Below are 15,415 nucleotides of genomic sequence, written 5' to 3'. Positions count from 1 at the left end.
CTTATATCTCCTTCCTTTTTAAAATAGCATCTATCTTCCTAAATAGATTAATTACTTTAGGAGGTAAATCTTTATCGGTTTGTATTATCTTTTCAGCAATAACAGGACCATATTGTGTTTTACTACCCATTATGATCGTATACAACTTTTTGTCATCATACTTTTCGATTTCTTTTTCTTTTGCTTTTTTATGTTGTCCATTCATATAATTACATGAAGAAGAAATGGCACTTTTAATCTCAACACTAAAATTATCAGCGATAAGCTGTTTTTCAAAATCATTTCCATCATCAAGGAAAACGACACAATTGATATCACTCTTTTTAGAACTACACTTCGAAAATTGTGAAAGAACACTTTCTTTTGTAGAAAGTTCTGCATCACTTAAAATAAGCCAAGGAATATTTAATGCCTCTGCAAAACGTAAAAATGGTAGATATTTTGGATGGCCACCTACACCAATAAAATCTAGTCCTATTTCAACAGGGGATTTTTTAAAATATTTTTCTGCAAAAATTGGGAGTGCCTGTTCTTCAGTTTCACCTTCAACAAAGACAAGTACCTTTGAGAAAAATATTTCTCCTCTTGTATTGGTAACTTGACGATTTATTTGTCTAATATCTTCAGGTTCTAGTTTATCAGTTTCAATCTTGCCACACGTCACTTTTTCATTTTTATAAAAGTTACGGATTTGGCTTAACCTAGCTGCTGAGGTAATAGAAGGCGAATGTGTTGAAATGATTTTTTGGCCTACTATGGAATCAATCTGCTCATAAAGTTTTTTTTGTGCATTTGGGTGTAAATGTGCTTCAGGTTCCTCAATCGTAAGAATAGGAAAAAATTTAGTTCCCTTTTCCATTGCATTGTTAGAAAGTAGAAAAACAAATGCCTTCAATGCCAACAAAGATGACCAACTTCTTGTTCCCATGCCATGATTTTCCATAGGAAATGATTCGTTTTGATCGTTATAATAAATCGTTAAACCTTTATTTAAATCTCTAATCTTTTTAGTAAAAGGTGTAATTTCAATCCCTTCACCATGAGAATCCATTGCAGTATCCAGTTCTTTTAGATTTGTTTTAAGAATGGATAAAATTGGACTGCTGCTTACAGCTTTTTCATTCAGTGTTTTAATTTGGGATTCAATTTCATTAATGTCATCATCGGAATATTTAATTTTTGATAACATCTTGCCAAGATTAGAAAATCTTAATTTAATATCCTCTAAAATATCTCTCTGTGCATCCATATAAAAAAACGGAATTTCATCAAAGTGAAAATTAGACTTACTGCTATCACCAATATCTTTAACCTCATACCAATTAATATCTTTTTGTTCACTGCCGGGAACATCAAATTTCTTTATCAGTTCAGGCCAGAATTTTAGAATAAATTGCTGAGTCTTATAATTGTTATTTACCTCATCAAAAGTAATGACTGTTCTAAGTGGAACGAAAGACCTGCCAGCATCATCATTGCGTACTCTTTCAATCGTGAACAAAGTTTCCCAATCTGGGGAAAAGTCATCACGCTCGTCACCATCACCATTAATTGGAACAATCAATAGGTCTACAATTATTTCTTTAGATACAAAATCACCCTTAATAAAAAAATCATCCTGTGAGACAAATTGACGATTGCCCAATGCCAATTGCAAAGCCTTGAGAAAGGAAGTTTTTCCCGTATTGTTCATGCCTGTCAAAATCGTGGTTTGCTCAAGTTCGACTTCAATATTTTCCAATCCTCTGAAGCCTGCAATACGAACGGTTTTTATTAAAATACTCATGTTTTTACTCCCTTGTCATATTATATGCAAATTTCACCATTTCGAAGGTATCTTTGAGCTTTACGAGAGTGTACATTGACTTCATCTCAAGCTAGAAATTAATATAAATATTTTTTTGCTCGGTTTGAATTAATTAAAATAAAACTAAGATCTTGCGACATTACTATACACAATAATATATACATTTCTATTATTTTGACTATAGCTCACCTTTTCGCTTTATGGTCACTACAAATTCGTGCCCACCAATCCTTATATAATTCACCAGTCTCTTTTTCATGTCTCGCTTTATAGTGAGCATCGATTCCATCCCAACCATTTCCCTTAAAAATATAATCGCAGATCGGGCATATTCTCGGATGAGTAATGTTTTTCCCCCAACATGGACAGTTTTCATTGCACATAATTTTCACTTCCTCTAAAATAAAGAACATCTTTTGTTCTTCAGACATTGGTATGACTTTCTATACTTAACTCTTCTCATTTATTTATTTCACAATGTCATTTAATTAACACATCATGAGTGAAAATATATAGAATATATAGGACTATTGATTCTATAATGCTATATGTACTTCACTATATAATATACTGAGAGACTATATATGCATTTCAACTCACTTGCACCTTTATAGGACTGGTCCACCAGGCAAAAAGGATAGGTTCAAGAAGGTTTAAAATGTCCAAAAAATCAATCTCATATATTATCACGCTCTTGCTGGTCACTTCACTTGCTCTTTTCGGAGCAGGTTGTGTTGGTAATGACGGTAGTGAAGCAGAAATGCAGTCGATTATGATCAAGGGATCAGATACAGTTCTTCCACTTGCACAGGCTGAAGCTGAAGTATTCATGATGGAATACCCTGACACGAGTGTATCCATCATCGGAGGAGGGTCCGGTGTAGGAATCGCAGCACTCATTGATGGCGAGATAGACATCGCAATGACATCAAGAGAAATGAAAGGATCAGAGATCGAGAATGCACAGGCAAATGGCATCGATCCTGTTGAGCAGACAATTGCATGGGATGGTATCTCTGTTGTAGTGAACCCGGAAAACCCAGTATCTGAAATGACATTCGAGCAGATCAAAGCGATCTATGTGGGAGACGTATCCAACTGGAATGAGGTCGGTGGCGAAGACCGTGAAATAGTAGTCCTTTCACGCGACAGCAGTTCCGGTACTTACGAATACTTCAAAGATGAAGTACTGGAAGGCAACGAATACAGGGCTGATGCACTTATCACTCCATCAACCGGAGCGATCATCCAGACCGTATCACAGAACCAGAACGCTATCGGTTATGTCGGTGTTGCTTACCTTGATGGTACTACAAAAGCACTTGCAGTGGACAATGGCAGCGGTGCTGAGGAACCAACCTCCGAGAACATTCTCGCAGGTACGTACCCGCTTGCAAGACCACTTTACTTCTACACCAACGGTGAACCAACAGGCCTTGCACTTGAGTTCATTGAGTTCATCTCCAGCGAGACCGGAGAAGAAACTATCTTTGAAGTAGGGTACTTCCCTGCTTAACTTTTTTAATACCCTCTAAGGATCAGGGATAGATCATGATGCATAGAAAAAAGAAGGAAAAAGCAATTGAATCCACGCTCTTAATGGTAAGTGGAATTACAGTTGTAGCCCTATTCCTTCTTTGTTTTTTCCTTTTTAGAGAAGGATATCTTTTGTTCGGTGATTATTCCATCATTTCGTTCTTAACCGAAACTTCCTGGTATCCATCATCATCACCGGCAAAATTCGGATTGTTGCCTCTGTTGACAGGATCATTGATCGTAACAGCTGGCGCCATTGTCCTTTCAGTGCCTCTTGGAATTGCTTCTGCTATCTATATATCAGAACTTGCAGACCCCAAAATAGCACAATTGATCAAACCATTTGTTGAGATCCTCGCAGGCATACCTTCTGTTGTTTATGGTTTTTTCGGACTTATCGTAGTAGTTCCATTATTACAGGACCTGTTAGATCTTCCCACGGGACAGACCGCACTGGCAGGTTCTATCATGCTTGGAATGATGGCATTGCCTACAATTATATCAGTGTCAGAGGATGCCATTAATTCAGTTCCCACTGCACTCAAGGAAGGTTCCCTTGCCCTTGGAAGTACCAAATGGCAGACCATATACAGGGTAGTATTACCGGCAGCACTATCAGGAATATCTGCAGCCGTTATGCTTGGTATCGGAAGAGCTATCGGTGAGACCATGACCGTCATGATGGTCACAGGAAATACTGCGATCATACCCGGAATTCCCGAAGGTCTTTTTGATCCGGTAAGGACCATGACCGCGACCATTGCCCTTGAAATGGGAGAAGTTCCACAGGGAAGTGAACATTTCCATGCCCTGTTCGCAGTAGGCGCAGTACTTTTCCTAATAACATTCATCATCAATCTTATCGCTGACAGCGTAAAGAAGAAATACAGACTTCAGGAGGGAGTATGATGTTCTTAAGACCAAAGACATCCGAGAAGCTGGCATTTGCTACGCTAAGGCTCTCCATGGCACTTGTACTCGCTTTCGTATCGATCATTGTGATCTACATCACTGTCAACGGATACAGTGCACTCAGCCTTGATTTCATAACCCAGATGCCGATGAAAAGAATGACCCAGGGAGGCATTTATCCGGCTATAATGGGAAGTCTGATGCTTATAGGACTTTCAATGGCCTTTGCTATCCCCCTTGGTATACTCTCAGCAATTTACCTTAATGAATATTCAACTCCGGGACGTGCTTCCTGGGCAATTGAGATGGCGATCAATAACCTTGCAGGTACACCATCCGTAGTGTTCGGTCTTTTCGGACTGGCATTGTTCGTCAAGTACTTTGGATTTGGAGCTTCGCTCCTGTCAGCCTCCCTTACATTGGCTTTGCTAATAGTACCCGTGATAATCCGTGCAAGCAAGGAAGCATTGATGACAGTACCACAGGAATACAGGGAAGCTTCCCTGGCCCTTGGCGTCACTAAATGGCAGACAACAAGAAAGGTCATACTTCCTGCAGCGATCCCCGGAATGATGACAGGCATAATCCTGAGTGTCGGCAGGGTTGCAGGTGAAACAGCACCCATACTGCTTACAGGAGCAGCATACTTCCTGCCAAGGATACCGGATTCAGTATTCTCCCAGTTCATGGCATTGCCATACCATCTTTTCGTGCTGGCAACCTCAGGTACGAGTATCACGCAAACACGTCCGATACAGTATGGAACAGCATTGATACTGCTCTTGATAGTTGTTATGATGAACAGCATCGCAGTTGTGATAAGAAGACATTACCGGAACAAATTGAACAGGTAAAAGAGAATTCGAGGATTATCTTATGTCTAAAAATGAAATTAATACGAATATCAATATTAAAGATCTCAATCTCTGGTATGGTGAAAAACACGCACTCAAAGATATTTCACTTGACATACCGGAAAAAAGCGTTACTGCTTTGATAGGTCCTTCAGGCTGTGGAAAATCCACTTTCCTCAGATGCCTGAACCGTATGAACGATCTGGTAAAATCATGCAGCATAGAAGGAGAAGTACTTGTTGATGGTGAGAACATCTATGATAAGGATGTGGATGTCGTTGACCTGAGGAAAAATGTCGGGATGGTCTTCCAGAAACCAAACCCTTTCCCAATGTCCATCTATGATAATATCGCCTATGGTCCGAAGATACATGGTTGTTCTAAGTCAGAGACCGAAGAAAGGGTACACAAAGCACTCGATGATGCTGCCCTTATGGGAGAGGTACAGGACAGGCTTGGAGATCAGGCATTTTCGCTTAGTGGCGGACAACAGCAAAGGTTGTGCATTGCAAGAACACTTGCAGTCAAGCCTGAAATATTACTGTTCGACGAACCATGCAGTGCTCTTGATCCCATATCCACATCCAAGATAGAGGATCTTATTCTTGAACTTAAAAAGGATTACACCATTGTCATTGTGACACACAATATGCAACAAGCAGCACGTATTTCCGACCATACAGCGTTCTTCCTGCATGGAGAAATTATCGAGTTTGGAAAGACAAAGCACATATTTGAAGATCCGCAGATGAAGAGCACCGAGGATTACATAACAGGAAGATTCGGTTGATACCATGGTCAGAGTAAAATTTAGTCAGCGACTTGAGGATCTCAGGTCGGAAATTCAGGAGATGGGAGATATATCCCAAAAAATGCTGGTGAATTCTATACAGGCATTGGAATATCTTGACCTTGAACTTGCAAAGAATGTCATTGAGATGGATTCCATTGTTGATGATCTTGAATATGATGTCGAGAAAGCTACCGTGCACTTGCTGGCCTTACAGCAACCAATGGCAAAGGACCTTCGTTTGATAACCGCTTCCTACAAGATAGCCATCGACCTTGAAAGAATGAGCGATTTTGCAGTGAATATAGCAGAACTCGTCAGTAAGATCGAAGGCGAACATGTCATACCATTGGCAGAGATTAACACGATTGCATCTATCACACAAATGATGATGGAAAATTCAATGAAAGCCTATGCTGAAAATGATGCTGAGCTTGCAAGGGCTACTGCTGAAGAAGATAGTCAAGTTGACAGATTGTTCTATTCCACCTGGCAAAAACTGGTGAACCTGATGATAGAGGATGCGGCCCTGATCCCGAATGCTGTCGATCTTATCTTTGTTCTCAGATATCTGGAACGCATTGCTGACCATGCATGCAATATCTGTGAGGGAGTTGTTTATATTGCAACTAACCAGAGGGTCAACCTGAATTAAAAAAATGTACATAAGGTTCAATGAGCCTTATCGACATCATTTTTTTCTTTTATTTTTTTATTTGTCGGGACCTCACATACCTCTGGGGAAGGGGAAATTGGATGGATAATGAAACTATGAAATTAGCTTACTTGTATTGGTCCAACTAATTTGTTCCATGGTTCATAACAGACAAAGAACTAAAGAAGGACAATTTAAGACCCGAAAAAGTCCGAATATTCATATAGCTATTTTCATTTCATTTTCAAGAATATCCAGATTCATTAAAGCTTTATTTTCTAAAAATTTAATCTTTAATTTATTAATAAACAAAATAAAGCTCTTAATGGCTCTGAATTGATATCGAATTATAATTAATATTTTAAAATCGATTATTTTGATTAATTATCTATTTATATCTTCAAAAAGTAAAATTTGGACTTTAAAATCTTATTTTTATTTTCTTATTCTGTTTTTTAAAAAATAGAGCTATTATTAATAATTATAAACGAAAAAAACGTATTTTATCTGTTTTTAATAAAGCAAAGTCTCTATATATGTGCTACATCCTTATTGAAGATACTTCTAGTTTTTAATTTACAAAATAATTTCTAAAAATGGAGATTAACGATTTTGAACTCTGTTATGATGGTAAAAAAAGCTATTCACTACAATGCAATACAGAATATTCTGCAATACTATGAATGTCCCGATACATGTAAAGCAGAATGTTGTAGAAATGGTCGAGTCCATATATTCGAAGATGAGTTCAACTTTTTAAAAGAAAATCATCCTGAAAAAGCGAAGGATATTAAAAGCGATATTCTTGTTCCGTCCCTTTATGTTATGACCAGCCCATGTTCTTTTCTGAACCCGACTAACAGATGTGAGATCTATGAAAAAAGATTAACTGTTTGTGGTATGTACCCATTCAAAGTGAACGATTCAGGAATATCATTGGGATTACAGCCATGTCCATTAGGTTTTCTGATAATTAAAGACATATCATCCTGGGCAATGGACACAATCTCGATAGCAGATATTCCTGCTGCTGAAAAAGTTGAAAAACTGCTGCAATGGGAGATAAGCCTTGAGTCTTATGCAATGGAGGCTTCGGATTTCTATTCCAGAGAGTCCCTGCAAGAAATGCAGATACCTTACGATGAACTTGAGATGCTGTCCATTTTCCTGCGATCTAAAAATGCATTGAAGAAGATCAATGATATATCTGAGATACAGGAAACCCATTGTTCAATGTGAACTACCACCCATTAAAATGAGTGGCTTCCTGCTTCATAGCCCAGACCAACGTCCGTGACTCCACAGGCTGCTCCCCATAAGTAACCTTTTATTTTGCTTTCAAGCTCATGAGAATTTACCATAATTAACCTCATTTTGTTTAGAGAATCTTTTATTTTATTGAAGATCGGATGGTTGTATTAATTTCACCACCCTTATCGATCAAACAAAGAAATCTTCAAATAAACAACGCCTTATGCACAGCATCTATAGGTTCGTCATAAAATGCCAGCTGGAACTTGCTTAAAAGCTCAGGTGGCACTGTTCCCAATTTCACAGTAGCTGCTGCGGGAATCAATACCTTCTTCGCGCCTGCAATAGATCAGCCCGATTTTCAGTGACTGTATTGCCCCTCCAATTGTCATTGTACCCAAGATCACTGTCTGCTCTGTCACAGGTTTTCCAAGAGCACCAGAGCATAAAGCAACGAAAGCAGCAAGATTTGCTCCTTCTGCCATTCCTACTCCATAAATATCCTGTACGTTCAGGAAGTAATCCCTTTCTTTAGGAGTGATAATGAAACTCAGGAATAGCTTTTTAAGTATTAGAACTTCGGAACCATACCCGAAATATCGTTTGATCAGATTCCATAAATCACGTTCAAGATCGAACTTAGTGATATCAGCCCAGATCTTGTTATGTTCCTCTTGAAGAGATGATTTTAACAGATTTCTCAGGATCTCACGAATATCAACTGACTGGGAGCTGGAAAATACAGCCAAGAAGCCCTGCAAGAATTCTTCTTCCTCCCAGTCTACCTGATACCAGCGCAAAAATGAGTCTGTCCTCTTTTTACTGACGAAGAACTTGTATCTCTTTTCAAGGAATTCGTCAAGATCATACCCATCTATTTCCAGCACACTCTTGATATCCGATATCCTGCTGTTCTCGAATCATCCGGAATACATCTGAATATCCAGAAGCCAGTTGTCCTCAGGACCTCTTTCTTCATCCTGAGAGTTGATCAAATAGTTCGAAGCAGTATCTTCAACCTCCAGAAACTTCTTGACCTCATAAAAGTTGTCAGCAAGTACCTTTATTTTGATATCATGCTTTGCAAGCTCCTCTTCTATTTGAGCAAAGCTATCTTCATCTGCCGTTTCATCCTTTTCATACCAAAAGACTATCTTCCGTTTTTCATAGTCTTGCTTTTCGGCAAATTTCCTGAGAAGCGTTTGGTTTGTTTTCTCTACGTTAACCATATTGATGCGTCCGGAGGGTATATTGAAATCAACTGTCCGTTTTTATGAATTGAATTTCTGAATAGTTTCGATTATTCTGTGAACTTGTGTAGATGGATTGCTTTTTGATTATTCTGATAATACCAATTTTGCATATTCTTCGATGTCCTTTTCATCCTCTAAGCATAAGAGTGCCTTCTGATAATATTTTCTGGCAATGTTATGATATATTTTTGTAACTATTCAGCCTACCTATAATCAATCCTGTATGACCAACCTTTACACAAAAAGATTAGAAGCTCAAACAATTGTTGGAATAAATGGCATTCCAGCAATTGCATTTCGAATTGCATCCATCACAGGAATCTGATTCTTCTTAACAGTAGAAATGTAACTTCTTACCCGCGAGAAAATTAATGCTCCTTGCATACTTCGGAATGTACCCGATATCTTCTGCTGTACTTTCATCATTCTCACATCCCTTTCTGCAAGATTATTCTCAAATGGAACTTTTAGATCATGCATAAACCTGAGAATATCATTTTTATAACCAATAAACCGATCCAGCAGATTTTTTGCTGTGGTTTGTTTAGTTCTTCCTCGCTTCTTTGATTTGGCTTGAAGTTGAGGATTTTCTTCTATCCCAATATGAATAATCTGGCCGTACCAATCTTCAAACTCTTTAATTCTCTCTGGTTTCATACAACCAGACATTCCTCGGATCTGGTCAACTGACTTTTTGACATCAATAAGTAGAATATTCATAGCTTTTGACCACAATTGATTATCGTTCTCGCTTACACTTGTTAATTCTCGCAATAGATGAGCATTACAGATCGAATGATCACAATCATATTTGTAATATGATTTCCAGAAATCATGAACTACTGTACCATTGAAATTTGGTAAGATTCCCATCGCATTCATTGCGTCAGAGCCTCTTTTTTGATGAGGATAATAACATGTCATTTTGTTTGTAGAAGCAACATGTAACCACTGTCGTTTTCCTTCTATCCTCATACCAGTTTCATCACAATTTATCACAGGAGATTCTATTAAGAAGTTCTTGATCTGCTGTTCGAAATCTTCAAGTTTTTCAAAACATGTCTTTTCTGCCCTGGCCAAAGTAGCGGGACTTATTTCACATCCACAAACATCAGCTAGCAATTCACAGCTGCGTTCATAAGGAAGTAATTGATAATCATGTAAGTAGACTGCTAATGATGCAAGACGCAAGCCATATTGCGTGGGTTGTTTAACCTTTTCTGAAAAAGTAGCTTTGTTCTTGCAACCGCAGTGAGGACAGGACTTGATTTCAGCACGATGTTCTGTTACTTGAAGTTTAATGGGAGGTATGTCAAATACTTGCCTTTTTTCATGATCTTTAACTTCTATATCTTCAAGCGATCTTTCACAATTGCTACATTTGTGTACTTTGTGAATTATAACTTCGTCAGGAACATCTACCATTCTGAGAGTAGTTCCAGGATGGTCTTTCTGACCACCTGGTTTCTTTCCACTCTTTTTTCGTCTGCTTTTTGTTTTTGGTTTCTCATTAATAAAAACATCAGTTGAAGGTGGTTTACTGCTGTTTCGGCTGTTTTTTTTGAGTTGCTCTTCCAATTTTTTAACTCGTTCTTCGAGTTCGGTTATTCTGGCAGCTTGTAGTTCTATGATCCTTTGTTGTTCAGCAATGATGTCGTACAATGTAGTGACAAGAGTGACAACTGCTTCGGGACCTTGTTCATAAACTGCTAGGATTTCTTTGCGTTTCGTGTTCATTCACCTCCTGTTTGGCAAAACCAATTGATTTTTTGGGTGTGAACTTAAATAGAATGCTACTACTTACTTTTTTCGTAAAAATCCATGTCAGAAGATGAAATAAATTGAGGTGGGGGGATTTTAGCACGCAAAGGTGGCTGAATAGTTACATATTTTTAAAATAAAGTCTCCGACAGAGTCATATATCTCAAATGGGTCTGCACATTTTTTGCAGAACTGTTCCGCCAGTTCCTGAGCAGTTCCAGAATCTCCGTTCTCTTCAAGAATAAAAAGGTATGCTGCGAGAAAATCAGCATTATCAGGACTGTTTTGGATCAGGTAGTCAAATTTCTCTTCGTCAGTATTTAATGAAAATTCATCAATACGAGCTTCTTCTTCTGGAGTGTATATTTTCTGAAAATCGCTCTCGCATCCATCATCATGTACAAATTCATGATAGTTTTTATGGTAGTTCATGTCCTGATCATCGATCTTGACAAAAAGATCTTTAACTATGCCATCAGGAATTCCCCTCCTCTTCACATATTGTTTAATCTTCTTTACATAGCTGGCTTCTTCTGCTTCTGTATTAAGACCAACAAAATAATTAATCCACTTTAGATATGCCTGCTTATCTGGGATCCATGACCTGTTCTCAATTGATGTGAGCAGATAATCGATCACCATAGTAAGTTCATGGGCAGTGATCGGTTTATATTCAAGTGCTTCTACTAAACTACTGATGATCTCAAAACCAAGTTCAGTATTATTATATTTGAACGTATTATTATAATCACTTGAGATATTTACTAATATGGCAATAACATCTCTGTCCTTCAGATTCTTGTTACGGTAATTGTAATATTCAGCAATTGTATCTTCGATTGCACCAAGATATAATGAGTATTCTTCTTCCTTACCTTCAATACTTTTAATTTTCAGAGTATCTGTCTCGTCTTTTTTAAGCAGATCTGAAAATTTTATCTTAGTATCATCATTAAAATCGTTCATACCAATTACCGTTGATCGTTAGAATAATGTATAATCTTCAGAAAACATCTTATCACACAATCTAATGTCCTCTTTGATGGATTCAGCTATATCTTTTTTCATCTCATCTGGTATCAGTTCTACTTTTTCCAGAGATGAAATTGCACGGTTATAGTATCCTTTTGAGATGTTTGGATCAAAGTGCAGGAAATAGTCTCCGATCTTCATGTGTAATGAGAACATTTCACCAAATCTCTTACTTGCTCTTTTTGCAAGTTTTATTGCAATATCGATATTTCCGTTACTCTCAAGTTCTGAAAGATATGCCAGAAACAGGTTAAAGTCATTGGGTGCATTTACTGCTAAGTATTCATACTTTTCATCATCATTCATTGCGATAAATTCACTGTTAAGTGTTAGTGGATCGGGTGCTTCTCCCCAGATTAAATCAGGGAATTTTTCTAAAAGATCATCAATTGCTCCCGGAGGCATGTCATACATTTTTGCTAGTCGTTCGACTCGTTTTTCGTATTGTCGATCTTCTTGTTCTGTTGTGATATCAATATAGTAACAGATCCATTTCAAATATGCCTGTCAGTCTGACATCCATGAGTGATTCTCGATGGATTCAAGGACATAGTCTATCACAAGATTAAATTCATGAACGGTAATATTTTCCTCGTCAAATATTTCGATCAGATTATCGATCAACAATGCTCCAAGCAGATGTTGGAAATAGTTCATCTTCTTGTCAAGATTTGCTTTTATATCTTTTAATAGATTAACTACTTCTTTATCAGTTATTTTTTTGTCATTATCGTGGTAGTAATGGGCAATGGTAAATTCAAATGTACCAAGGAACATGCTATATTCTTCTTCTTTACCTTCAATACTTTTCAGTTTCAGTATTTCGGTATTGTCCAGCTCAAACAGGTCTAATAAAGAATATTTATCGATATCAATAATGTTGTTTTTATCATTCATATTTACCACACTCTTTTAACCAAGTAATTTTCACTAGCAGGCAGATCATAGGATATACTATAGATCAAGCTATTAAATAATTCTTCATCGAATAAAACAATCTTAACAATTTCTATTCTTAATGATATTTTCTTACTTTTTGAGAAGCTTGTCTCTTATCGTGTTCGAAAATTGCATCATTTTAGATTTATCCATGATCACAACTCACCCAATGGTCACAGCTTCCCAACCAATCCTTCAAACTTCCTATAATTGACCTTGACCCCATCATCAAGATCGATCTCCACATAAGCATCTGCCTTGTTCTTCAACAGCTCATCATAAGCCATGATCTCCTCAATCTTCGAACTCAGCTTCGCCTTCTCTTGAGCATCCTTGCTACTATCAAGCATCTCCCTCTGTGCATCGATCTTAGCCTCAAGCTCCAGCAAATAATCCATCCTCATCTTAGCAAGGGTCGTCTTGTCATACTGATGCATATAAACCAGAGCATTGAACGCCTTCCCCTTAACCGACGTGAACATCCAGTAATCGGTCGCTTCTTATACATCTTCAGATGATCCTTGTAGAATTCCTTGATAACGTAATCCCGAATGACCTCCTCAGACCCCTTATTTCCCTTCTTCGACAACACCTTGGCAATAAAGTCCAGATTCTCTGATAGCGGTCTCCGCTCCAAAGGTTAATTTCAGGAAGTCCTTGAACCTGCCCATAATGTCATCTGAGAAATACTCCCTATAAAGCACCGGAATAATATTATCTTCGTCTGGAAGGAAACCTGCATCTGGCATTTTTGCCTTGAAGTCTGCGAGCTTTTCTCCGTGGTTTGCAAAGATCAGTCCCGGCTTTTCAGGTGAATATCGACCAAACATGCAGCCTAAGGCGTAGGAAATTAACTGCTTCACAATATCTTCCTTCTTGAATACCAATTCATCATCCTTGATTTCCGACTCGGTCTTGAGGATAGTTATCTCCTCCAGTAGCACATCAGGTGTGAGTTCACCCTCAAGGTCGTAGATGTCAATAAAGATTCGGTTAAGTTCTTCCTCGTTTCTATAGAGCTGATAGAACTTCTTTTCCCAGTATGTGCAGTAATTGTTATATGCGTCTTCTGGTCTGGACGTCGTTTTATGATGCAGAAGTTCGTTTATCTTGAAATCCCATGAGTTTTCTCGGGAATCACATTCTTCGCGGGATATGTCGATACATTGTTGTGTGAGAATATCTATATGGAATTTTCATTGAGCTTAATCCTGAAGATAAGAAAAGTGATATTCAAGTTTATGGCTTGGATGATTTCAATACTTCTGAGAACAGGTTTGAGAAAGCAGGTAACTATTTTCATCCTTTACTTGCTGTCATGATTACAGCAGGATCTAAATTGTTCTTGGCAATGGCAGAAGCCAAATTAAAAGATCTTGGTTCAGGTCATGCGTATATGGATACAGATTCTATCTTTGTTCCTCCTGAACATGCTCAAGAGATTATTGATTATTTCCAACCTCTTAAATCCTTATAGCCTTGATATTGATCTTTTGAAGCCTGAGAAAGAAGACATGTGGTTTTATGGGATTTCTTCAAAGCGTTATGCTCTTTACACTTATGAGAATGAAGAAATAAAGTTCATGGAAGGAGAGAGATCATTCAAGTTGCATGAACTTGGGCATTTAACAAATCCATTTCCAAAAGATGTTGAAGATTGGCAGGCTGAAATATGGGAAGATATTCTCAAGTTGCATTATGGAACAATCTCTGAATTGGATAATGAAGAAAAGTATTCAAACATGTATGCTATTTCAAGGCTTACAGTTTCAACTGCAAATGTGTTGCATAGATTTGATACTATTAACAAAGGGAAGGAATGGAAATGCCAGATAAAACCATTCAATTTCTATCATGTTGGGTTTCAAGTTGCTGAAGAAGATGGTAAATCAGTCAAGCCATTAGCTCCTTTCTCGAATGACCCTCAAAGTATTGTTTATGAGGCATTTATTGATTATGGAACTGGTGAAATTAAACAAGGATCTCATTATTTCAAACCATTAAGCAGGACAATAATGCAGTATGTGGAACATCTTGAGCATAAGTTTGATGGTGAGATTGGAGTACTTGAAAGGAAACATGTTCATGCTGATGGTGTTGTTTACATTGGCAAGGAAGCAAATAATATTGATGAACAGGAATTAGATGTGAAGAAAGCTCAAGAGTTCATTAATAAGCAAGAGATAATGGAGAATATTCTCAACATATCTCAAAAGGAAGCTGAAGCTTTGGGTGTTTCTAGGAGTCGATCTCAGGGAATCAAACAAAGAATAAGGGATGGAAATCTTAATCTGAATACTCCGGCGGTGAGAAGATAAATCAATAACTAAGTTCCCCAAAAAAAAGATAAATTAGAAGTAATAACTTATAACTTTTTTAGTACAAGTTTCTATTTTTATTTAACCAAATCGTCTAACTGCTTCATTAAGCATTTTATATTCGAGAACACCATGAAAAAAACCTTTAAAAATAAATCTACATGGGCTTTATCTTCCAGTGATATGTCAAATCCTGTATCTTCTGGATTCTTACGTATTGGGTTACATATAGTTTTATTGTAACTATTCAGCCTACCTATAGAGATTATCAAATTAGCTCATAAATCCTCCCATTCTAATTTGATGA

The 15,415-nt window shown here is 37.6% G+C and carries 18 protein-coding genes; 8 read left to right on the top strand and 10 right to left on the bottom strand.

The features are described 5' to 3' along the window. Position 1: 1 nt before the first annotated feature. Positions 2–1,786, bottom strand: a complete 1,785-nt coding sequence (locus MBUR_RS03870) for an AAA family ATPase (protein WP_011498870.1) — start codon at positions 1,784–1,786, stop codon at positions 2–4. 206 nt (positions 1,787–1,992) lie between these two features. Continuing rightward, complete coding sequence (locus tag MBUR_RS03865) at positions 1,993–2,238, bottom strand: hypothetical protein (RefSeq protein ID WP_157196643.1); 246 nt, start codon at positions 2,236–2,238, stop codon at positions 1,993–1,995. Between the two features lie 227 nt (positions 2,239–2,465). On the opposite strand from MBUR_RS03865, the gene MBUR_RS03860 reads away from it, so the two are divergent. From MBUR_RS03860 to MBUR_RS03835, 6 genes are all read left to right on the top strand, one after another. Next, a complete protein-coding gene (locus MBUR_RS03860) occupies positions 2,466–3,323 on the top strand; it encodes a PstS family phosphate ABC transporter substrate-binding protein (RefSeq protein WP_011498869.1) in 858 nt (285 codons plus the stop codon). Between the two features lie 35 nt (positions 3,324–3,358). Beyond that, positions 3,359–4,252 carry a phosphate ABC transporter permease subunit PstC gene (pstC, locus tag MBUR_RS03855; protein ID WP_011498868.1) on the top strand — a complete coding sequence of 298 codons (894 nt, stop codon included), beginning with the start codon at positions 3,359–3,361 and terminating at the stop codon, positions 4,250–4,252. After that, the gene (gene pstA / locus MBUR_RS03850) at positions 4,249–5,109 is read left to right on the top strand and encodes a phosphate ABC transporter permease PstA (protein WP_011498867.1); all 861 of its coding nucleotides are present in this window, start codon (positions 4,249–4,251) and stop codon (positions 5,107–5,109) included. Before pstC ends, pstA begins: the two co-directional genes overlap by 4 nt. A gap of 22 nt (positions 5,110–5,131) precedes the next feature. Beyond that, on the top strand, positions 5,132–5,899 hold the full coding sequence (gene pstB / locus MBUR_RS03845; RefSeq protein WP_011498866.1) for a phosphate ABC transporter ATP-binding protein PstB: 768 nt from the start codon (positions 5,132–5,134) through the stop codon (positions 5,897–5,899). 4 nt (positions 5,900–5,903) lie between these two features. Continuing rightward, positions 5,904–6,554, top strand: coding sequence for a phosphate signaling complex protein PhoU (gene phoU, locus MBUR_RS03840; protein WP_011498865.1), 651 nt, complete (start codon positions 5,904–5,906; stop codon positions 6,552–6,554). A gap of 612 nt (positions 6,555–7,166) precedes the next feature. After that, positions 7,167–7,793, top strand: a complete 627-nt coding sequence (locus tag MBUR_RS03835) for a YkgJ family cysteine cluster protein (RefSeq protein WP_011498864.1) — start codon at positions 7,167–7,169, stop codon at positions 7,791–7,793. Between the two features lie 290 nt (positions 7,794–8,083). On the opposite strand, the gene MBUR_RS03830 is transcribed toward MBUR_RS03835, so the two are convergent. From MBUR_RS03830 to MBUR_RS14325, 8 genes are all read right to left on the bottom strand, one after another. Further along, complete coding sequence (locus tag MBUR_RS03830; RefSeq protein WP_048063220.1) at positions 8,084–8,692, bottom strand: hypothetical protein; 609 nt, start codon at positions 8,690–8,692, stop codon at positions 8,084–8,086. Between the two features lie 33 nt (positions 8,693–8,725). Continuing rightward, complete coding sequence (locus MBUR_RS03825; protein WP_011498863.1) at positions 8,726–9,034, bottom strand: hypothetical protein; 309 nt, start codon at positions 9,032–9,034, stop codon at positions 8,726–8,728. A gap of 279 nt (positions 9,035–9,313) precedes the next feature. Next, on the bottom strand, positions 9,314–10,795 hold the full coding sequence (locus MBUR_RS03820; protein ID WP_011498778.1) for an IS66-like element ISMbu5 family transposase: 1,482 nt from the start codon (positions 10,793–10,795) through the stop codon (positions 9,314–9,316). A gap of 120 nt (positions 10,796–10,915) precedes the next feature. Further along, entirely contained in the window at positions 10,916–11,785 is an 870-nt protein-coding gene (locus MBUR_RS03815) for a hypothetical protein (protein ID WP_048063219.1), read from the bottom strand. An 18-nt stretch (positions 11,786–11,803) separates the two neighbouring features. Continuing rightward, the gene (locus MBUR_RS12895) at positions 11,804–12,265 is read right to left on the bottom strand and encodes a hypothetical protein (RefSeq protein WP_011498862.1); all 462 of its coding nucleotides are present in this window, start codon (positions 12,263–12,265) and stop codon (positions 11,804–11,806) included. A gap of 93 nt (positions 12,266–12,358) precedes the next feature. Continuing rightward, the gene (locus MBUR_RS03810; RefSeq protein ID WP_011498861.1) at positions 12,359–12,748 is read right to left on the bottom strand and encodes a hypothetical protein; all 390 of its coding nucleotides are present in this window, start codon (positions 12,746–12,748) and stop codon (positions 12,359–12,361) included. 215 nt (positions 12,749–12,963) lie between these two features. Beyond that, positions 12,964–13,272, bottom strand: a complete 309-nt coding sequence (locus tag MBUR_RS14330; RefSeq protein ID WP_232222031.1) for a BREX-1 system adenine-specific DNA-methyltransferase PglX — start codon at positions 13,270–13,272, stop codon at positions 12,964–12,966. Between the two features lie 87 nt (positions 13,273–13,359). Continuing rightward, entirely contained in the window at positions 13,360–13,734 is a 375-nt protein-coding gene (locus MBUR_RS14325) for a hypothetical protein (RefSeq protein WP_052286196.1), read from the bottom strand. A 302-nt stretch (positions 13,735–14,036) separates the two neighbouring features. On the opposite strand from MBUR_RS14325, the gene MBUR_RS14320 reads away from it, so the two are divergent. After that, positions 14,037–14,267 carry a hypothetical protein gene (locus MBUR_RS14320; protein WP_232222027.1) on the top strand — a complete coding sequence of 77 codons (231 nt, stop codon included), beginning with the start codon at positions 14,037–14,039 and terminating at the stop codon, positions 14,265–14,267. A gap of 16 nt (positions 14,268–14,283) precedes the next feature. Then, positions 14,284–15,108 (top strand): hypothetical protein, encoded by an 825-nt coding sequence (locus tag MBUR_RS03800; RefSeq protein WP_232222019.1) that lies wholly within the window; start codon positions 14,284–14,286, stop codon positions 15,106–15,108. The last annotated feature ends 307 nt before the right edge of the window (positions 15,109–15,415 follow it).

Origin of the sequence: Methanococcoides burtonii DSM 6242 (genome assembly GCF_000013725.1) — an archaeon.
GTDB lineage: Archaea > Halobacteriota > Methanosarcinia > Methanosarcinales > Methanosarcinaceae > Methanococcoides > Methanococcoides burtonii.
This window is presented reverse-complemented; position numbering and strand designations above follow the sequence as displayed.